Source organism: Pseudomonas sp. AD21 (assembly GCF_002878485.1).
GTDB lineage: Bacteria > Pseudomonadota > Gammaproteobacteria > Pseudomonadales > Pseudomonadaceae > Aquipseudomonas.
This window is the reverse complement of the sequence record NZ_NQYG01000009.1, coordinates 1-19259: the sequence shown is the minus strand read 5'-3', so window position 1 is coordinate 19259 and position 19259 is coordinate 1. Positions and strand designations below refer to the sequence as shown.

Here is a 19259-nt window from a genome sequence, read left to right as displayed (position 1 = left end):
GCGCAGGTCAATCCATTTTCTCAAGCGCCTGTTTCATTCGTCGGAAGCCAGGTTCTGCTGTGGCTTTTCGTCGCATAGGGCGCTTTTCGAGAATTATTGTATACAAAAAAATAGTTAATTGTGTTCTATTTGTGGCATCGAGCTGCGGCACAAACGCGCAGCTCCACGACTTTCCCAATAACAAAATGAGGACGGCACCATGAGCGCTTTAACCTTGAAAGTCGCAGTCAACCTGGTCAACGAAGCCATCAGTGCGGGGCGCGGCATCAACGCCGCGCCGCTGACCATCGCGGTACTCGATACCGGCGGCCACCTGATCACCCTGCAACGCGAAGACGGCGCCAGCCTGCTGCGCCCGAGCATCGCCATCGGCAAGGCCTGGGGCGCTATCGCCCTGGGCAAGGGCTCACGCCTGCTGGCGCTGGACGCGCAACAACGCCCGGCCTTCATCGCCGCGCTCAACAGCATGGGCCAGGGCAGCGTCGTCCCGGCCCCGGGCGGGGTGTTGATCCGCGATCAGGCGGGCAACGTGCTGGGGGCTATCGGCATCAGCGGCGATCTGTCGGATATTGATGAGCAGGTGGCGATCAAAGCGGTGGAGGCGCTGGAGCTGCGCGCGGATGCGGGGGTGGCGGCCTGACAGAAAACAGGCCAGTACGACTGATGGCTTGATGATGACGAAGAGGGGCGGGGTCTATAGACTGCCGCCCCTCTCGTTTATGTATCAAGGAAGATCTGCGTGAAGACGCTATTCGCCATCACCCTGGCCTCGGCCATGACCCTCTGCACCCCCCTCCTGCATGCGACGGAAACACCCGACGCCGAAGAAATCGCGTTCCAGGCCTTGAGCCCGGTGGTCTCAGCCTTAATCAACGCGGACGATGTACAGGAACTGATGGATCGCGGCGAGAAGCTCGAATCGAGCGATACGTTGCAGGCCATTGCGGTGTATCTGGCCGCCACTCGAGAAGACCCGACACAATTGCAGGCGCCTTATCAGGTGGCGGCGCTGTTCGCTCGCCGTGGCGATGACAAACTGGCCGAGCGCTTTCTGCGCGAGGCCGATGATCGCGGTTTGTGGTTCGGCCCATTGCTCGCGGGCGACGAAGATTTTGCTGATCTGCACGATTCCGGCACTTTCAAAACCGTGTTGGCCAATGCTCAGGAACGCTACAAGAAGATTGCCCCGGGCAAGGTCGGCGCGATTTCGGTGCTCAACCCATCGGCGAACATTCCGGCACCCAAAGCCTGTCGTCCGGTGGTGGTCTGGCTGCACGGTTATGGCATCAACGGCGAGCTGGATGAGAGCTACCAGCCGCTGGCCGACACCGGGGCAATCATCCTGGGGATCAACGGCACCGAAATGCTCAACTCGGTCCACAGTTTCCGCTGGATCGGCCCCGGCTTCGAAGGCACTCATCAAACGGTGCAGAAGGGCCTCAAAGCCTTGGAAGCCCGGCAATGCATCGATCGCAAGCGTGTGTTCCTGATGGGCTTCTCGCAAGGTTCGCAACATGCCGGCGCCTTGTTGGCGCAACACCCGGACGATTACGCCGGTGCGTTGCTGCTGTCACCCGGTGGCATGCAACCGACGCCCACCGAAAGCAAGGCGCGCGGCAAGCGAGTGTTTGTCATCAATGGCGAGAAAGAAGGAGTGGGCAATCAGCAGATGAGCGCCGACTTCCGCAAATTGTTCAGCGACGGCAACGAGGTCAAATCGCGTACTCACGAGGGCGGGCACTTTTTCCCTGATGACTGGAGTACTTCGTTGCCGCAGGCATTGCGCTGGTTGATGGGGGATGGGGTTTGAATACGACTATGCCTGTGTCCCTTCAGCGCCTGGGATGTGGAGGGGCGGTTTGACAGTGGTGTCTGAGTAGCATCTTTCGCGAGCAGGCTCGCTCCCACAGGTTTGGCAGGCAGACACAAAATGTTTGCATGTCTCAGACCCTTGTGGGAGCGAGCCTGCTCGCGAATACGGTCTTGAATACACATTTGGCTAAAAGTTTGCCTCACCTCATGCCATTCGCATGACTAGCCTTTCCATGAACTGAACATGAGAAAGGCAAAGGAATGCCGGATTTATCAGCTTCACATCGCCTGCGTATCGGTCGCAACTCCGAACCTGACCGCATCTATCTGCTGACCACCAATACTGTGCGGAGGGAGCCGGTGTTCAGCGACTTCATCCTTGGTCGGTTGGTCGTCAGCCAATTTCGAGCTGCTGAAGAAGAGGGGTTTGCCAATTCACTGGCGTGGGTTGTCATGCCTGATCATTTTCACTGGTTGGTCGAGCTCAAAAGGGGATCGCTGGGTGAGCTGATGCAACGAACCAAATCACTCAGCACCAAGGCTGTGAGCCGTGTCACCGGCCGTAAGGCTGTGCTCTGGCAGCAAGGCTTTCATGACCGGGCACTTCGCAAGGAAGAGGATCTGGTGAAATTGGCGAGGTACGTCGTCGCCAACCCCTTGCGGGCTGGTCTTGTTGAAAAACTGGGCGATTATCCGCTGTGGGATGCGATTTGGCTTTGAGCCAGAACCGTATCGCCGCCATTCGCGAGCAGGCTCGCTCCCACAGGTGATTTGTGAACGCCACACGTCCAGTGTAGGGGTGATGAGCCTGCTCGCGATGGCGTCACACCGGTCTATCAGTCCGGCTCACACCCTTTGAGCACCAACCGGATGATCGTCTGCGCCGCCGCCTCGTAATCCGCCTCGTCGAGCTTGTCCTTGCCGGTCACCGCAGAAATCTGCCAGTCGAAGTCGGCGTAGGTCTGGGTCGCGGCCCAGATGCTGAACATCAGGTGGTTGGGGTCGATCGGGGCGATCTGGCCGCGGTCGATCCAGCTCTGGATGCAGTCGATGTTGTGCTTGGCCTGGCTGTTGAGCTGCTCCACCAGGTCGGCACTCAGGTGCGGGGCGCCGTGCATGATTTCGCTGGCGAACACCTTGGAGGCGAAGGGCAGGTCGCGGGAGATGCGGATCTTCGAGCGGATGTAGCCGCTGAGCACTTCGCTCGGCACGCCGTCCGGGTTGAACGGGGTCGAGGCCTGCAGGATCGGCACGATGATACTTTCCAGGACCTCGCGGTAGAGGTTTTCCTTGGACTTGAAGTAGTAGTAGACGTTGGGCTTGGGCAATCCTGCCTTGGCGGCGATGTCGCTGGTTTTGGTCGCAGCGAAGCCCTTGTCGGCAAACTCCTCACTGGCGGCACGCAGGATCAGTTCTTTGTTGCGCTCGCGGATTGTGCTCATAAACCCGGTGGTTCCTTGCCTGTTCTGGCGGTTGCGCATGGTAGCACCGGCCTCGCGCATGGCTCAAGAATGCCCCGTGTGGCCCGCAGTCGCGGTATGCTGCGCGGCATTATTTACATAAGGAAACAAGATTCATGGCAGGAAGCAGTTTGCTGGTGCTGATCGACGATATCGCCACCGTTCTGGATGATGTGGCGTTGATGAGCAAAATGGCCGCGAAGAAGACCGCCGGCGTGCTCGGCGATGATCTGGCGCTCAATGCCCAGCAAGTCTCCGGCGTGCGCGCCGAGCGTGAAATCCCCGTGGTCTGGGCGGTGGCCAAGGGCTCGTTTCTCAACAAGCTGATTCTGGTGCCGTCGGCGCTGGCGATCAGCGCGTTCGTGCCGTGGCTGGTGACGCCGCTGCTGATGGTTGGCGGCGCCTATCTGTGTTTTGAAGGTTTCGAGAAGCTCGCGCACAAGTTCCTGCACAGCAAGACCGAAGATGACGCCGACCACGCGCAGTTGAGCGCGGCGGTGGCCGAGCCGACCACCGATCTGGTGGCCTACGAGAAGGACAAGATCAAAGGCGCAATCCGCACCGACTTCATCCTCTCGGCGGAAATCATCGCCATCACCCTCGGCACCGTGGCCGGCGCTTCGCTGACCCAGCAAGTGATCGTGATGTCCGGTATCGCGATTGTCATGACCGTCGGCGTTTATGGCCTGGTGGCCGGCATCGTCAAACTCGACGATCTGGGCCTGTGGCTGACGCAGAAATCCGCTTCGGCGGCGAAAAGCATCGGCAACGCGATCCTGCGCGCCGCGCCGTACATGATGAAAGGTCTGTCGGTGATCGGCACGGCGGCGATGTTCCTGGTCGGCGGCGGCATCCTCACCCACGGCATTCCTGTGCTGCATCACTGGATTGAAAGCGTGGGTGCGGCCGCTGGCAGCGCCGGGTTTGTGGTGCCGGTGCTGCTCAATGGAGTGGCCGGGATTATTGCCGGGGCCGTGGTGTTGCTCGCGGTGAGCCTGGTTGGCAAATTGTGCAAGGCCGTGCGGGCGTAAGGCCGCCCGCAGGTGTTCATGCCGGGAGATCAGCGCTCTTGAGCAGGTGCTTCGACAGGTAGTGCGCGACGGCTTCATCGGTGTATCGGCCGATGATCTCCGCCTCGGGCAGTGCCTGTCTCAACTCGGCATGTGCGTTGCCCATGAGCACGCCTTTGCCGACACCGGCCAACATGTCGACGTCATTCATTGCGTCACCAAAAGCGATGCAGGCCTGAATGGGCACGTTGAGGAATTCGGCCAGCTGCTTCAGGGCATTGCCCTTGGAAACGTCTCTGGCCATGACCTCCAGGCACCATGGAAACGTGAACACAGTGCCGATCTGATCGCCCAGCCGTTGTTCCAGCCGCGCCTGCAGCCTGAGCAGGGCGTCATGATCCTTGCTGCGCTGAAAGAAAAACACTTTCTGCACAGCATGCAGCGGCAGATTCTCGGCCGCGCAGAGTGTTGGCTGGAAGTCCGGGTTCTGGCTGAAGTCCTTCAGGTTTTCGTCTTCTCGACTCATCAGCCAGCCGGATCGGCAGTAAAGGTTGATCGTCAGATCGGTGTCTGCTCGGGTTTCCTCAAGCAATGTCTGGACAACGGCAGTCGATAATTCTGCGCTCAGAGCAAGCCCGCCACAGGCGCTGGAAATGCGCGCCCCATTGGCGGTGATCAGGTGAACCGGCGGGGACTGGCTGTCGAGCAGCGACTCGACGTCAGCCTGATGGCGACCCGTCGCCAGCACGATGTGATGACCTGCGCGGTTAAGGCGGTGAATCACGCTTTTGGTAAAGGCACCGAAAGTATCGCCTGGCAGCAGCAGCGTGCCATCCAGGTCAGAGGCAATAAGCAAGTACATCATGACTCCTTGGAAGGGATCGCCTGCCCACCCGATTGCCGCCTGTGCGGGCAATCGAGTGGCGTCGCAAGGCTACAGGCGTTCGAGCAATTTCAGAGATTGAGCTTTGGTGAAGGTCATTCGCTCTTCCAGCCGGTGATTGTCCTTTTCGTAGTAGATGCTCATGTCGGCATGCTCCTGCGGGACCGGAACGATGCGGTCGATCATCGGCAAGGTATCCATCAGCAACTGACGGGCGTATCCCATCGCGCGGGTATAGGTGTCGATCACTTCTTCGAACTCAGGGTAGATGCAGAAGGCCACCTGATTGAGGATCGGCCCCTCGTCTATGCCTTCGCTGATCTCGTGCAGCGTTGCGCCATGCATCCGCTCGCCATTCTTCAAAGCCCAGTTGACCGGGCGTACGCCGCGGTATTTGGGCAGGTAGGAAAGGTGCAGGTTGATAATTTTCGCGCAGCAGTCGATGAAGCGCTTGGGCAATATCCGCTTGTGGAAAATGACCAGGCAGAGGTCGCAGGCGAAGGTGCCGTCTGCATAACCTGGCAGGTCTTCGATCCGACCGCTTTCGATCACCTCGATGCCGTGCTCCCGGCAATACTCGATGAGCGTTCGCTCAGTGCTGACCGGCTCGAAAGGATCGGCCACCACGTACGACACCGTGTGATCGGGGGACGCGTTGAAGTATTCGCAGGCGAAGATGGCCAGTTCGCCCTTGCCGCAAATCACTACTTGCTCAGGCGAGTTCAACGGCGTTCTCCTTCGCTGGGCTGCTGATGTTTTTCTGCGCTGCCAGGTCCTGCATCACGTCGCTCAGGGCCTGGATCAACCGGGCGTTTTCGTCAGGCGTGCGGCAGGACACGCGGAAGTACTTGTCGGAGTCGGTATTGCGTTTGCCCGAGCACTCCTTGATGTACATATGGTGCTTGTCCAGCAACAACCTGGAAATGGTCTGGGCGTCAGAGTAATGAGCCTTGCAGTAAATGAAGTTTGCTTCGGTCTTGAAGCCGCTGATGCCCTCGATGGCGTCAAGCGCCTGTTGAAAGGCGCGAGTGTGACTGATGACTTGTTGGCAGCTGGCCAGGTATTCCTGCTGGTATTGCGGCAGATGCAACAGGAACTCCTCGGCAAAACCGTTGATGTTCCAGATCGGCAGCAGCGAGTTGATCAGCGCCAGCAAGGTCTGGTTGGCACTGGCCAGGTAGCCGATGCGAATACCGCCGATACCGAAGGTTTTGCTCATGCTGCGAATCACCACCAGGTTGGGGTGTTCGTCGAGCACGTTGAGCAAGGTGCTGTCGGCGTGGTTGGAGAAATCGAGGAACGATTCGTCGACGATCAGTGAGATATCCAGTTCCAGCAACTGCTCGGCAAGCGCCGACAGGGCCGAGGCGGGTGTCAGGGCGCCGGTCGGGTTGTTCGGTGATTCGATGATCACCACCTCAGGGCGCTGTTGCCGGCAGGTAGCGAGCAGCGCATCGATATCGATAGCGAAGTCGTCCTCCTCCCGCGTGTAGTGGCAGAGCGTGCGTTGTTCACCGAAGACGTTGGCGTATTCGTTGAAGGACGGCACGGTCACGAGCGCGCTGCCGGGATACACGGACGGTAGCAGCTTGATGATTTCAGCCGCGCCATTGGCTATGCACAGGTGTCTCGGGGAGACGCCGAGGAATTCGCAGAGTGACTCCTCGATGAGTCGTCTGGCGCCGGGGTAGTTGAGGAAGATGTGATCGAAGTTGTCCTTGATCTTGTCTTTCATCTGCTGTGGCGGGAAATGGAAGTTGTAGATCAAGGCGAAATCCAGCATCGGGTAGCGCCAGTAACCGCCGTGGCGGTTCTGGACGAAACCGAGGCGGTCACGACTGGAAACGTAGTTGCAGATCGTCAGGTCGTAATAGTTGTCGACCTCATACCATTCGGTTGCAGGGACAATGACCGTCTGAATATCCCACTTGCCCTCAAGCGAAGCTTTTTTGAAGACGTCTTCGTAGTAGGCGTTGAGGTTGTTTTTTCTGACGTTGCTGGCGAGTTGTTTTTTGATGTGCTCGGCGAACGTGGCTGACCCGACCTGGTACAGGTTGACGGTCTTGTATTGTCCGTCACGGGGCTCATGGCCGATGTCCTTGGTCGAGCCGAAGCCTTGCAGCTGAGTCTCTTCGAGGATGGCGTAGGTGCCTTCCATGTTCTTGCCCAGCGGCGACACCAGGGCGACCAGATCCCCCGGTTGCTGCAGCAACTGTTGCAGGCTGGAGGCCGAGAAGTAAATGTCACCCTCGATGATCAGGGTGTTCTGCGTAATGTGTTCGCGGGCCAGGTACAGCGAGTAGATGTTGTTGGTCGTGGCCCAGTCCGGGTTGCTCACGAATTCGAAGGTGATGGCGGTGTCCATCGCCCGAAGATGAGCGGTAATGGTCTCCGACTGATAGCCGATCACGACGACCACGTGTTTGATACCCAGCGTTTCGAGGTTGTTCAGGGCGTTGTCGATGAACGCGATATTGTTGGTCTTGACCAAGGGCTTGGGCGTGTGGCGCGTGCGCTTGCCCAGGCGGCTTCCGCGCCCGGCGCAAAGAATGATGGCTGTCTGATTATTCATTGTAATTTCCTTATTTAACGAAAATGAGTCCGGGCACCACGTGCTGGTACATCCACACGCCGTCGATCCTGCCGTGAAAGCTCTCCTCGCCGCCGCTGTCTCCACCGGTCTTGATCCCGGCCCCGAGGCCGAATGCATGGAAGTTTTCCAGCACTCGACCTTCGCGGGTGACCGGGTTGAGTTGCTGGTTGGTGAGCAATCCGAAATCGTCCTGTTGCAGTTCCAGCGCCGTGCCATCGACATCCAGTATCGGCACCAACCCGGCCTTGTATCCGGTGCTGTGGATCAGCAGGTCCGATTGCGCGATCAGGTTCAGGACCTGATCGGCAGAGGCCTGAGCGATGTCGACGATGTTCAGGTTGCGGATCAGGCCTTGTTTGATCTTGCGAGCGAATTCGAACGAGTCATATCGCAGGCCCGAATAACGATTGACCCTTTGGCTGGCCTGGCAAATATCGGCATCGACAAACGGATAGTGCTGTTCGCGCGCGGATGCAGGAGAGTCGAAGAACAGCTTGAAATCGCGCTTGGTCAGCAAGGTGATGGTGCCAGGGAAGTCCAGTTGCTCCACCAGGCGGATCAGGCAGGAAACGGCGCTGTGCGAAGAGCCGACAATGGCCAGGTTGTTGTATTGGCCACTTTGCAGCGCCTGGTCGTGTTCGCCCTTGAGCAGCGCGTCCGAATTGATGTTGTGTTGGGGGTGCTGCACGGTGGCTTGATTCAGCCGGCCACCGATGTTGAAGATGATTTTCTTGCACAACGCCTGTACGCGCTGGCCGTCGAGCAGATAGCTGACGCAGTAGTGACCCTGCGCGGTCAGATGGATGTCGCAGACGGTCGATTGCGTGGATATTTCGAAGCGTTTGTAGAGCGCCTTGTGCCGGGCCACATAGGTACCGATGTGTTCGAGGAAGCGCCCGACGTAGCGCAGCTCTACCGCCTCGCTCCGCCGCTCGGTGAAATACGCCCATTCTGGCGTCCCCTGCAGGAACCGACTCAGGTCGTCCGTGCGGTCCTGGAATTTTTCCAGAAAGACCCCGCCAAGCGAGTTGGCAGTAATCCGGTATTGACCGATCTCGCCGCTGCCCAATGTGCTGGATTTCTCAAGTATCAGGCAGCGCTGTATCTGTTCATTCTGAATAAGATCAGGCAACAGCGAGATGTTGGCGGGGCCGGCGCCACATAGGATGAGGTCATAAATCGGCGTATTCATGATGTTTTCCTGAAAGTTGAGAAGTTCGAGAAAATGGTTTTATTCAGGCAAAGAAACTCCGCGCCAACTTGATTGGCGTGCAGCGATGGAGCTTTGCAAGTTCTACGTCGAGTGATTAGCCCGTGGTGGGCGAAGTCTCGATGTTTGCTACTGGGCGAGCTGTTTCGTCCGTGGACTTCCTCAATCGGAAAATCCCCATGAAGATGAGCGTCATCAGCAGGCTGGACACTGTCAGGAATATATAAAGTGCGGTTCCGCTGAGGTTCTGTATGAACAGCCCGCCGACAATCGGCGAGAGAGAAAAGCCGATGCTGTATAACGATGCGGCACCAAAGTAGGCGCCTCGCAGATTAGGTGGCGCCAAGCTGTCGACAAACATGTTGATACACGGAAAGAGCAGGGTCTGGCTGATACTCATGAGCAATACAGCGCCATACCACAAGGGTTTGATGTCGACGTTGTGCGCAGCCAATGCAAAGCCGGCCTCGCCGAGGATCAACAGGGCCGAGCCAAGATAGATCTTGGTGTTCAGCGATACCGACGACAGCGCACTGGCAAGCGGCAACTGCAGTATCACGATCGTCGAGGCATGCAAGACAATCAACGAGGCGATAAAGGGCAGGTAGCCTTCGAAGGCCAGTGCGGCCATCAGCTGCGGCAAGCTGGAGTCAAAACTGCCAAAGATGAACATCATGATGATGTTGTTGATCACCAGCGCCAGGAACAGATGGTCTTTGGCGAGCACGCCCATGGTGCTTTTGAAACTGGTGGTATTGACCGCCTTGAGGGTTACGCCTTTACCGAAGATCACCACGCCGACCAGCAGCAGTACATAGGACAGGGTCACCAGGACGAAGGACAGTGAGTCGGCGGAGATTCCCAGCTTGAGCCCGAAGTAGGGGCCTGTCGCCGCACCGGCGTTGAGGAAAAAGTAGCGCAGATGCATGGCGCGCTCGACCAGAGGCCGAGATTCGATGACATCGCCGATGATGGTTTTGATCGGGTTGTTGACCAGTGCCCACGACAGGTTTGCCAGTAGAGTCCCGGCAATGTAGCCATAAGCGCTGCTGCTGATGCCCAGTAGCAGATAAGAACTCGCAGCCACGACGCAGCCCAGCACGATGATTTTCAAGCGGCCGATTTTGTCCGACAGGTAACCGCTGTAAAAACTCGCTACCGACGACAGGGCGATGGACAGGGTCAGGATCAGGCCGATAAACGTCGCACTGAAACCAAACCGGGCGTACAGCACGATCGAGATAAACGGCCAGACCATCATTGAAGTTGCACGGGTGACAAAGGTGCCGATAAACAATATCCAGATGAACAGTGGCATCTCGGAGATATATTGGGTGATACCGCTTTTTAATGAAGTATGCATGTGGATGACGGCCGTTTTTCAAACCCGCGACAAGTGCAGATTGAAGTGGTTGGATCAATGCATTGCCGACGCTGATCGCTGTAGTAATTCATCCGCAGCTAATTGAAAGTGCACGACACACACTGCCATCCGGGCGGCATAATGAAATGTATCGATGGATGTATTACTGATAAGCCGAGCGACAGGCTATGCGCAAGTTCCGCTGAGTCTTGAATAATAAAGTCCGCTGCGACCTACGGGTTGCAGATGTCGGGTAGACCAGCGTCGAAAGGGAGGATAAGGGAGAGCCGATATCATTCCTTGAATATCGTTGAACACGTCATTGCATCCTTTGCAGTGTTGAACCGAGTCTACATAAGCTGTCACAGAATGTTAATAAAAAATTCACATTTAAATTTTTATGTTCGATTTCGAATCTGCTTGTGGCTTTGACTCACGAGTTCGTTAAGCGCGCGGGGCCTGTCTGAAAGACGAAATGACGGCGTCAGTCTTTAGCCGGGCGGGCGCAGAAGGGCGGGCATGAGAAAAATGTCGGACGTGAAGACGCGCTGGCAAGCTCGACGGGTCGACGCTTGCCAGCGGTTGGAAGGGTTTTACTCGGCAATCTGCAATTTGCGCGATTCGGTGTACACGTAACGCACTTTCTCGTACTCGAACGGGGAGTTCATCTGGCCGTAGCGGAAGTTGGTCTGGTAGCGCTTGTCGACGGCGCGCAGGGCCCAGATCTCAGGATGGTTGGAGCTGACTTCCGATACGTTCAGGTAGTTGATCGCCGATTCGGCGGTGTAGTCCACAGCCAGGCCGGCGGTATCACGAATGTTCGACGGGCCGAGGATCGGCAGCACGAAGTAGGCACCGCCCGGTACGCCGTAGAAGCCCAGGGTCTGGCCGAAGTCTTCGCTCTGACGTGGCAGGCCCATGGCGGTTGCAGGGTCCCACAGACCGGCGATGCCGATGGTGGTGTTGAGCAACAGGCGCGCGGTGGTTTCCATCGAACGCTTGCCCTTGAACTGCAGCAGGCTGTTGACCAGGTTCGGCACGTCGCCGAGGTTGTTGAAGAAGTTGCTTACCCCGGTGCGCAGGAAGCTTGGCGTCACGTAGCGATAACCGTCGACCACCGGCAGGAACACCCATTGGTCGAAGCGGTAGTTGAAGTGGTAGACGCGGCGGTTCCACGACTCCAGCGGGTCATAGACGTTGAGTGCGTTGAGTGTCGAGCGCTCGAACTCACGCTGATCCAGCCCCGGGTTGAACTTGAGTTTGGACAGCGGCTCCTTGAAGCCGTCGCTGTCGACCACTACCGGCGCGTTGGCTTTGCTGTTGTCGGCCTGGGCCACGCCTGCACTGAGGAGCGCTGCAATCAGCAGGAGATATTTAGCCACGGAAGAACTCCAGCATGGCGTCGCTGTTGACGCGGTAGTTAAGGTTGCCGCAATGGCCGCCGTACGGATAAACGGTCAGGCGATCGCCGAAGGTCTTGCGCAGGAAGCCCAGGTCGCCGGGGCCGAGGATCACGTCGTCGGCGTTGTGCATGACGGCGATTTTCGGGCTGTCATGCAGGTAGTCCTTGAGGGCGTAAAGGCTGACTTGGTCGATCAGCTGCAGCAGGCTGCCGCCATCGGTACGGGCGCGCCACATCGGGATCACTTGATCGGTCAGGTAGCAGTCGAAATCGCATTGCAGCGCACGCTTGAGAAACGGCGTGAGGCTGGTGCCTTCGGTGATCGGAAATTTCGGCGGGGTGATCAGGCCGCGACGGTTGATCAGGTCCGAAGTAAAGGCAATGTCGGCCGCCGAGAAGCGGAACGAGGTGCCGATCAGCATCGCCATCTGCTCGTTGGTCAGGTGCTGCTTGGACTGCTGGAAGTCATAGAGCAGGGCGTCGTTGAGGTCAATGTAGCCCTTCTGCTGGAAGTAGCGGGTCAGCTTGCCCAGTACCAACTCATAGAACGTGGTGCTGTTGTTGATGCCTTTCACCTCGGTTTGTACCAGCTTGTCGAGGTTGGTGACCGAGGTGTAGAGGTTGACCGGCGGGTTGAGCAGCAGGACTTTCTTGAAGTTGAAGCTGCGCCGGGTTTCGTCCAGGTGTGCGACGAACGCGGCATCCAGGGCGCCGAGGCTGTAGCCGCTGAGGTAGTACTCGGTGACCGGCAGTTTCGGATGCTGCGCGCGCACGGCCTGCATCACCCGGTACATGTCTTCGGCGTCTTCCTTGGTGATACCGGGTGTGGCGAAGCGTGAGGCGGCGCTGATGAAGTCGAAACTGGTCGGCGACGACAGTTGCACGACGTGGTAGCCGGCCTTGTAGTAGAGCTTCTTCAGGTATTCGTTGAGCGTGCTGTCAAAGCGGGCGCCGGTGCCGGCGATCAGGAAGATCAGCGGGGCCGGCTTGTCCTGCTCGGCGATGCGGTAGGTAAGTTTCTTCACTGCCCAGAAATTGTCCGGGAGGATGAAGGCCCGCTCCGGGCGCAGGGTGATGCTGTGGTCGGACTGGTTGATGTCGTCGTTGGACGGCAGTTCCGGGCGCAGATCAGGCGGCGTCGTGGCGATGGTCGCCTCGAACGGGTTGGTCAGGGGATAGCCATAGCTGGCGGCATCGATATCCACCGCCAGTGCGGACGCACTTAGAATAAGGCCGCTGAACAGCGCGGCGAAGCGCAAGGAACGGAGCATGACTAGATCCCTTAGAGGAAAGTGCCGAATGAGGTTCGCAGGCTATGACCACCGGGTTTGCGCCAAAGTGCCATGCGGCGGCACCAAACAGGCAGAATTCGGAGTAATAGTAGCTGGACGATACACTTTGCACGTCGCGGATGACCAGTTAACAGTTGTTAGTGCTTGCCAACGGTGCAAGTCCGATTAAGCTGGCCGCCGATTTCCGTAGATTGGAGTGATTCATGTCCCGCCGCTTGCCCGTGATCCTGTTGCTCGTTCTGCTGCCGTTATGGCTGGCGGCCAGTTATGGCGCGCGTTATGGCTTCATGGAGGACGGACAGTGGGTCGGCATCTGCGTCGATGAAGCGAGCCGTTGGGAATGCTCGGTGCGCTCGAACCTGGGGCTGATGATTCACTTCAAGGTGTTGGGCTGGACCGCACTGGGTGCGGCGCTGCTCGGTTTTGTCCTGCCTGGGCGGGCAGGGTGGTGGTTGGCGGTATTGGCCCTGGTGTTCGGCCTGCCGGCGCTGGCGTTGTACAACACCACGTTGGCGGTGTTTGCGCTGGTGATTGGCGGGTTGCGACTGGTCCGCGAGTCCCGTAGCGCCTGATCCTCAGCTATCGCGAGCAGGCTCACTCCTACAGGGGAACGCATTCCAGACTGTAGGAGTGAGCCTGCTCGCGATGAGGCCCATACGGCCAATGAAGATCAGTTGTTGCGAACCCGCAGGCAGCGCCACAACGCCGCCACCATCAACCCACTGACCAGCGCCCAGCCCCACGCCTGCTGATTCAACAATCCTTCTTCATGCAGCTGCGGCGCGATGCCGGCGCCGATGATGAAGGTCAGCAGGGCGATTTCCCGGCGCGGCACGCTAACCGGGCGGCACACGTACACCAGCGCCGGCAGGATGAACGCCATGCTGGCGAAGCTGCGATAACGGGCGTCGAACACCATCTCCAGCATCATCACCGCTGCGGCAAAACCGGCCACGGCGACCAGCCATCCGGCGCGGCGCTCCAGCAGGTTGAACGCGCGTTCACGCCAACCCTGGCGGGCGCTCAAGGTCAGCGCAGCATGCGCCAGCACCAGCAGGTTCAACACGGTCAGCAAGCCAACCCACAGCCATTCGCTGGCAAACCGCGTGGTCACTCGCGCCAGATCGCCCCAGGCGCCGATCGAGCAGGCAGCCACTGCACCGAGCAGCGGCAGGATCAATGCCGATTGTGTACTGCGCACCCGACCGCCGAGCAGCAGCGTACCGAGGAAAATCAGCCCACCGACGCCCAGCCATTCCTTCCAGTACGGCACGTTGGTCACCGGTCCGGCGAGTACGCCCTTGTCCTGGCGATCGGCATCGAACAGGCCCCAGTAACCACCGACCGCGCCTTCGCTGCCGCGCTTCCATGGCTGGTCGAACGCCTCGATCAGGTTGTAGTGCCAGCCTTCCTTTTCGGCCATCGCGACAAAACCACGAATGAACTTGGCTTCATTGACCCGGCTCGGCAGGGCAGTCTCGCGCTGGCGGCCTTCGCTAGGCCAGCCGGTCTCGCCGATCATCACGTCCTTGGGCGCGAACTTGTTGCCGAACACCTGACGTACATCCGCCACGTGTTGCAGGGCGGCGTCGATGTTCGACGGATCGTCTTCCCAGTACGGCAGCAGGTGAATGGTCAGGAAATCCACCGCCGGGGCAACTTCCGGATGCTTGAGCCAGAACTCCCAGACATCGGCATACGTGACCGGTTGCCTGACCTGGCTTTTGACCTTGTTGATCAGCCTGGCCAGTTGCGCGCCGGTGACTTCCTTGCGCAGCAAGGCTTCGTTGCCGACGATCACTGCGCTGACCACGTCCGGATTGGCGTTGGCCGAGGCGATCAGCAGGTCGACTTCCTTTTCAGTGTCCACCGGGTTGCTGTTGACCCAGGCACCGATCATCAATTTCAAACCGTGCTTGCGCGCCAGCTCAGGCAGGGCGTCGAGGCCGGTCATCGAGTAGGTGCGGATGCATTCGAAGCGCGTCGCCAGCAGGGCGAGGTCGGCGTCCATGCGCTCCGGACGCAGCTTGAACGGCACGTCGAACGGCGACTGATCCTTGTCGAACGGCGTGTAGGAGGCACATTGCAACTTGTGCGTCGGGGTCGCGGCGTCCGGCAGGATCACCGGTTTGCCGAGGCCGTACCAGAAACCGCCAAGGGCAAACAGGCCGAGCAGGCAAGCGAAGAGATAGGGAACAAACGGGAAGCGGGAAGTCGCGGACATGGTCAGGCCGAGTGGCTACAAAGCGACGCATGTTACCTGCATTTATCCACGGGTTGGTGGCCTGCATCATTTGCCCATGCAAAGTTCGGGCGGATTATCTGGCGTCATTTATTCAGCTGCGATTAATGGCTTTCTGATGTCGTTTCTCGTTGTCTTGAGGTCGTTGCCAGAGCAGGTCGCGTTTGGCGTCAGGCCGATGATCGAAAGCGTCAGTACCCTTATAGAAACGACGGCTGATGTTCTAACGAGTTTGCGGTCAGGCGTGATGGGGGCGCTGTGCACCATAACAATACGTTGACGATGTCCGGCATCCGTCGGGCGCAGCATTTCGGGGAAGTAACGATGAAGATGCGACGACTTTTAGGCGCAGGTGCCGCTCTGGTGCTTGCGATGAGTTCCACTTTCGCCAGCGCTGAAAAACAGACCCTGAACATCGGTTACGTTGACGGCTGGTCCGACAGCGTCGCGACCACCCACGTGGCGGCCGAAGTGATCAAGCAGAAACTCGGCTACGACGTGAAACTGCAAGCCGTCGCCACCGGGATCATGTGGCAGGGCGTGGCCACCGGCAAACTCGATGCGATGCTTTCGGCGTGGCTGCCGGTCACCCACGGCGAATACTGGACGAAGAACAAGGATCTGGTCGTCGATTACGGCCCGAACTTCAAGGATGCGAAAATCGGCCTGATCGTGCCCGAGTACGTCAAAGCGAAATCGATCGAAGACCTGAAAACCGACGACAGCTTCAAAAACCGTATTGTCGGCATCGACGCCGGGTCAGGCGTGATGCTCAAGACCGATCAGGCAATCAAGGATTACGGCCTCGATAAGTACACCCTCAAGGCCAGTTCCGGCGCCGGCATGATTGCCGAGCTGACCCGTGCCGAGAAGAAGAACGAATCGATTGCCGTCACCGGCTGGGTGCCGCACTGGATGTTCGCCAAATGGAAACTGCGCTTCCTCGATGACCCGAAAGGCGTGTACGGCGCGGCTGAAACCGTGAACAGCATCGGCAGCAAGGAACTCGCCACCAAGGCCCCGGAAGTGGCCAAGTTCCTGAAAAACTTCCAGTGGGCGTCGAAAGACGAGATCGGCGAAGTCATGCTGGCGATTCAGGACGGCGCCAAACCTGAAGCCGCGGCCAAGGATTGGGTCGCCAAACACCCGGATCGCGTAGCCGACTGGACCAAATAACCCCAACACCGCAATACCCCCTGTAGGAGTGAGCCTGCTCGCGATAGCGTCCTGTCAGTTGATACAAACGTCGACTGATACAACGCCATCGCGAGCAGGCTCACTCCTACATTTGTTTCTGGCCAACCCTCACCTGCAGGGTTTGCGGCTGTTTCAGCGCCGCTTTCCAATTATTTCGTCTATTTACAGTCCAAAAATTGGCGAAAGTGTCATGTCGTTCTAATACTAAGGTCGTCTGTTACCTCTCCCACAGCCGCATACATTAGCTATGTTCCAACAATAATTTGTGCTGCGAGGATAAAAACAATGAACGACAGCATTTACCTCTCGATTCAAAACAGCCCGCGCTTCAAGGAGCTGGTGAAGAAAAGGGAACGATTCGCCTGGATACTTTCGGCGATCATGCTAGGGCTTTACTCCGCCTTCATCCTGCTGATCGCTTACGGGCCGCAAGTGCTCGGTGCCAAGATCAGTCCTGAATCATCCATCACCTGGGGCATTCCGATCGGCGTCGGCCTGATTGTCTCGGCCTTCGTCCTGACCGCTATCTACGTACGACGCGCCAATGGCGAGTTTGACGACCTGAACAATGCGATTCTCAAGGAGGCTCAGCAATGATCCGGCGTCTACTGGCTCTTTTGAGCATCGCAGCGTTCGCTCCGGCAGTCTGGGCCGCTGACGCCTTGACCGGCGAAGTCCACAAACAACCACTCAACGTCGCCGCGATCGCCATGTTCGTGGTGTTCGTCGGGGCGACCCTGTGCATCACCTACTGGGCGTCCAAGCGCAACAAATCGGCCGCCGACTACTATGCGGCGGGCGGCAAGATCACCGGGTTCCAGAACGGTCTGGCGATCGCCGGTGACTACATGTCGGCGGCGTCCTTCCTGGGGATTTCCGCGCTGGTGTTCACCTCCGGCTACGATGGCCTGATCTACTCGATCGGCTTCCTGGTGGGCTGGCCGATCATTCTGTTCCTGATCGCCGAGCGCCTGCGTAACCTGGGTAAATACACCTTTGCCGACGTGGCGTCCTATCGCCTCGGGCAAACCCAGATCCGCACCCTGTCTGCCTGCGGTTCGCTGGTGGTGGTGGCGTTCTACCTGATCGCGCAAATGGTCGGTGCCGGCAAGCTGATCCAGCTGCTGTTCGGTCTCGACTACTACGTCGCGGTGATTCTGGTCGGCATCCTGATGTGCATGTACGTGCTGTTCGGCGGCATGCTGGCGACCACCTGGGTGCAGATCATCAAGGCGGTGCTGTTGCTGTCCGGTGCCTCGTTCATGGCGCTGATGGTGATGAAGCACGTCAACTTCGACTTCAACATGCTGTTCTCCGAGGCGATCAAGGTTCACCCTAAAGGTGAGGCGATCATGAGCCCGGGCGGCCTGGTGAAAGATCCGGTTTCGGCGTTCTCCCTCGGTCTGGCGCTGATGTTCGGCACCGCTGGCCTGCCGCACATCCTGATGCGCTTCTTCACTGTGAGTGACGCAAAAGAAGCGCGCAAGAGCGTGCTGTACGCTACCGGCTTCATTGGCTACTTCTACATCCTGACCTTCATCATCGGCTTCGGCGCGATCCTGCTGGTCAGCACCAACCCTGCCTTCAAGGATGTAGCGGGCGCTCTGCTCGGCGGCAACAACATGGCGGCGGTGCATCTGGCTGACGCGGTGGGCGGCAGTATTTTCCTTGGCTTCATCTCGGCGGTGGCGTTCGCGACCATTCTGGCGGTTGTGGCAGGACTGACCCTGGCCGGTGCTTCGGCGGTGTCGCACGATCTGTATGCCAGTGTGATCAAGAAGGGCAAAGCCAACGACAAGGATGAGATTCGCGTTTCGAAGATCACCACCATCGCACTGGGCGTGCTGGCTATCGGCCTGGGCATCCTGTTCGAAAGCCAGAACATTGCGTTCATGGTTGGCCTGGCGTTCTCGATTGCGGCGAGCTGTAACTTCCCTGTGCTGCTGCTTTCGATGTACTGGAAGAAGCTGACCACCCGCGGTGCGATGGTGGGTGGCTGGCTGGGTCTGGTGAGTGCGGTGGGTCTGATGATCCTCGGCCCGACCATCTGGGTGCAGATCCTGCATCACGAGAAGGCGATCTTTCCGTACGAGTATCCGGCGTTGTTCTCGATGGTTATCGCATTCATCGGCATCTGGTTCTTCTCGATCACCGACAAGTCGGCGGCGGCCGAGAACGAGCGGGCGCTGTTCTTCCCGCAGTTTGTGCGTTCGCAGACGGGGTTGGGGGCGAGTGGGGCTGTGTCTCACTGATTGCTTAATGCTTGTGTGAACGTTGTACTGAATGCCCCGGTTGAGAGATCGGGGCATTTTTTGTGGGCGGTTATCGGGCGGGGGCTTCGTGTTTGGTGCTTATTGAGTACATATCCATTGCTGCGGTAACGGCTTCTCAGGGGTCCGCCCTTACGGCGGGTCACCTTTTCCAAACGCCGAAAAGGTAACCCAAAAGGCTTGCTCCTACGTACGGCCCGCTCGCTAAGGCTCGGGGTTCCTTCGCTGCGGGATCGATCCGGGCGCAGCGCCTACGGTTTGCTTCGCTGCACCTCCTCTCGCTGTGTTTGGCTTCGCCAAACGGTCGCTGCGCTCCCACGCCCGGATCAATCCCTCCACTCAGCCTTCCGACGTCGCTCGTGGATCAAGATCAAGAGCCGCAGCCGAGCTAACGCTCATCCTGTTGAGTGGTGAGGAGCACAGCGTGCTCGGCTTTGGATTGGTGGTGGATTCGCCCCTCACCCCAGCCCTCTCCCTGTATGTACCGGACACATGGTGGACAGGTGTTCGGAGACATGGTGGACA

Annotated in this window: 17 protein-coding genes; 8 read left to right on the top strand and 9 right to left on the bottom strand. The window is 58.5% G+C overall.

The features are described 5' to 3' along the window. The first annotated feature begins 199 nt into the window (after positions 1-199). From PseAD21_RS07860 to PseAD21_RS07850, 3 genes are all read left to right on the top strand, one after another. Complete coding sequence (locus tag PseAD21_RS07860; protein WP_102355205.1) at positions 200-640, top strand: heme-binding protein; 441 nt, start codon at positions 200-202, stop codon at positions 638-640. A 99-nt stretch (positions 641-739) separates the two neighbouring features. Beyond that, complete coding sequence (locus PseAD21_RS07855; RefSeq protein WP_102355204.1) at positions 740-1810, top strand: hypothetical protein; 1071 nt, start codon at positions 740-742, stop codon at positions 1808-1810. A 263-nt stretch (positions 1811-2073) separates the two neighbouring features. Beyond that, entirely contained in the window at positions 2074-2532 is a 459-nt protein-coding gene (locus PseAD21_RS07850; RefSeq protein ID WP_025111889.1) for a transposase, read from the top strand. Positions 2533-2648: 116 nt separating this feature from the next. Here PseAD21_RS07850 and PseAD21_RS07845 read toward each other — a convergent pair whose 3' ends face one another. After that, positions 2649-3254 (bottom strand): TetR/AcrR family transcriptional regulator, encoded by a 606-nt coding sequence (locus PseAD21_RS07845; protein ID WP_007969638.1) that lies wholly within the window; start codon positions 3252-3254, stop codon positions 2649-2651. Between the two features lie 134 nt (positions 3255-3388). On the opposite strand from PseAD21_RS07845, the gene PseAD21_RS07840 reads away from it, so the two are divergent. Next, complete coding sequence (locus tag PseAD21_RS07840; protein ID WP_102355203.1) at positions 3389-4303, top strand: DUF808 domain-containing protein; 915 nt, start codon at positions 3389-3391, stop codon at positions 4301-4303. 16 nt (positions 4304-4319) lie between these two features. Here the strand turns inward: PseAD21_RS07840 and PseAD21_RS07835 are convergent, their stop codons facing one another. The 7 genes from PseAD21_RS07835 to PseAD21_RS07805 form a co-directional block, all read right to left on the bottom strand. Next, the gene (locus PseAD21_RS07835) at positions 4320-5144 is read right to left on the bottom strand and encodes a Cof-type HAD-IIB family hydrolase (protein ID WP_102355202.1); all 825 of its coding nucleotides are present in this window, start codon (positions 5142-5144) and stop codon (positions 4320-4322) included. A 72-nt stretch (positions 5145-5216) separates the two neighbouring features. After that, a complete protein-coding gene (locus PseAD21_RS07830; RefSeq protein ID WP_102355201.1) occupies positions 5217-5891 on the bottom strand; it encodes a formyltransferase family protein in 675 nt (224 codons plus the stop codon). Then, positions 5878-7737, bottom strand: coding sequence for an aminotransferase class I/II-fold pyridoxal phosphate-dependent enzyme (locus PseAD21_RS07825; RefSeq protein ID WP_102355200.1), 1860 nt, complete (start codon positions 7735-7737; stop codon positions 5878-5880). Before PseAD21_RS07825 ends, PseAD21_RS07830 begins: the two co-directional genes overlap by 14 nt. Before the next feature lie 10 nt (positions 7738-7747). Continuing rightward, positions 7748-8950, bottom strand: a complete 1203-nt coding sequence (locus PseAD21_RS07820) for a hypothetical protein (RefSeq protein ID WP_102355199.1) — start codon at positions 8948-8950, stop codon at positions 7748-7750. Positions 8951-9065: 115 nt separating this feature from the next. Continuing rightward, the gene (locus PseAD21_RS07815; protein ID WP_102355198.1) at positions 9066-10331 is read right to left on the bottom strand and encodes an MFS transporter; all 1266 of its coding nucleotides are present in this window, start codon (positions 10329-10331) and stop codon (positions 9066-9068) included. A gap of 593 nt (positions 10332-10924) precedes the next feature. Next, on the bottom strand, positions 10925-11713 hold the full coding sequence (locus PseAD21_RS07810; protein WP_007969640.1) for a VacJ family lipoprotein: 789 nt from the start codon (positions 11711-11713) through the stop codon (positions 10925-10927). Next, the gene (locus tag PseAD21_RS07805) at positions 11706-13004 is read right to left on the bottom strand and encodes a serine/threonine protein kinase (protein WP_102355197.1); all 1299 of its coding nucleotides are present in this window, start codon (positions 13002-13004) and stop codon (positions 11706-11708) included. Before PseAD21_RS07805 ends, PseAD21_RS07810 begins: the two co-directional genes overlap by 8 nt. 224 nt (positions 13005-13228) lie before the next feature. On the opposite strand from PseAD21_RS07805, the gene PseAD21_RS07800 reads away from it, so the two are divergent. Further along, the gene (locus PseAD21_RS07800; protein WP_102355196.1) at positions 13229-13597 is read left to right on the top strand and encodes a hypothetical protein; all 369 of its coding nucleotides are present in this window, start codon (positions 13229-13231) and stop codon (positions 13595-13597) included. 98 nt (positions 13598-13695) lie between these two features. Here the strand turns inward: PseAD21_RS07800 and PseAD21_RS07795 are convergent, their stop codons facing one another. Then, positions 13696-15249: a glycosyl hydrolase family 17 protein gene (locus PseAD21_RS07795; RefSeq protein ID WP_256588105.1), complete on the bottom strand. Its 1554-nt coding sequence runs from the start codon at positions 15247-15249 to the stop codon at positions 13696-13698. 342 nt (positions 15250-15591) lie between these two features. On the opposite strand from PseAD21_RS07795, the gene PseAD21_RS07785 reads away from it, so the two are divergent. The 3 genes from PseAD21_RS07785 to PseAD21_RS07770 all read left to right on the top strand — a co-directional run bounded on the left by PseAD21_RS07785 (position 15592) and on the right by PseAD21_RS07770 (position 18716). Then, complete coding sequence (locus tag PseAD21_RS07785) at positions 15592-16443, top strand: glycine betaine ABC transporter substrate-binding protein (RefSeq protein ID WP_096796228.1); 852 nt, start codon at positions 15592-15594, stop codon at positions 16441-16443. 306 nt (positions 16444-16749) lie between these two features. Further along, a complete protein-coding gene (locus PseAD21_RS07775; RefSeq protein ID WP_102355194.1) occupies positions 16750-17061 on the top strand; it encodes a DUF485 domain-containing protein in 312 nt (103 codons plus the stop codon). After that, the gene (locus PseAD21_RS07770; RefSeq protein ID WP_102355193.1) at positions 17058-18716 is read left to right on the top strand and encodes a cation acetate symporter; all 1659 of its coding nucleotides are present in this window, start codon (positions 17058-17060) and stop codon (positions 18714-18716) included. The genes PseAD21_RS07775 and PseAD21_RS07770 overlap by 4 nt, the downstream gene beginning before the upstream one ends. Positions 18717-19259 lie beyond the last annotated feature (543 nt).

Excerpts from the sequence above, each read along its gene's own strand:
- PseAD21_RS07860 (WP_102355205.1), top strand. The coding sequence starts at position 200 with ATGAGCGCTTTAACCTTGAAAGTCGCAGTCAACCTGGTCAACGAAGCC.
- PseAD21_RS07850 (WP_025111889.1), top strand. The coding sequence starts at position 2,074 with ATGCCGGATTTATCAGCTTCACATCGCCTGCGTATCGGTCGCAACTCC.
- PseAD21_RS07845 (WP_007969638.1), bottom strand. The coding sequence starts at position 3,254 with ATGAGCACAATCCGCGAGCGCAACAAAGAACTGATCCTGCGTGCCGCC.
- PseAD21_RS07840 (WP_102355203.1), top strand. The coding sequence starts at position 3,389 with ATGGCAGGAAGCAGTTTGCTGGTGCTGATCGACGATATCGCCACCGTT.
- PseAD21_RS07835 (WP_102355202.1), bottom strand. The coding sequence starts at position 5,144 with ATGTACTTGCTTATTGCCTCTGACCTGGATGGCACGCTGCTGCTGCCA.
- PseAD21_RS07825 (WP_102355200.1), bottom strand. The coding sequence starts at position 7,737 with ATGAATAATCAGACAGCCATCATTCTTTGCGCCGGGCGCGGAAGCCGC.
- PseAD21_RS07820 (WP_102355199.1), bottom strand. The coding sequence starts at position 8,950 with ATGAATACGCCGATTTATGACCTCATCCTATGTGGCGCCGGCCCCGCC.
- PseAD21_RS07815 (WP_102355198.1), bottom strand. The coding sequence starts at position 10,331 with ATGCATACTTCATTAAAAAGCGGTATCACCCAATATATCTCCGAGATG.
- PseAD21_RS07805 (WP_102355197.1), bottom strand. The coding sequence starts at position 13,004 with ATGCTCCGTTCCTTGCGCTTCGCCGCGCTGTTCAGCGGCCTTATTCTA.
- PseAD21_RS07800 (WP_102355196.1), top strand. The coding sequence starts at position 13,229 with ATGTCCCGCCGCTTGCCCGTGATCCTGTTGCTCGTTCTGCTGCCGTTA.
- PseAD21_RS07795 (WP_256588105.1), bottom strand. The coding sequence starts at position 15,249 with ATGTCCGCGACTTCCCGCTTCCCGTTTGTTCCCTATCTCTTCGCTTGC.
- PseAD21_RS07785 (WP_096796228.1), top strand. The coding sequence starts at position 15,592 with ATGAAGATGCGACGACTTTTAGGCGCAGGTGCCGCTCTGGTGCTTGCG.
- PseAD21_RS07775 (WP_102355194.1), top strand. The coding sequence starts at position 16,750 with ATGAACGACAGCATTTACCTCTCGATTCAAAACAGCCCGCGCTTCAAG.
- PseAD21_RS07770 (WP_102355193.1), top strand. The coding sequence starts at position 17,058 with ATGATCCGGCGTCTACTGGCTCTTTTGAGCATCGCAGCGTTCGCTCCG.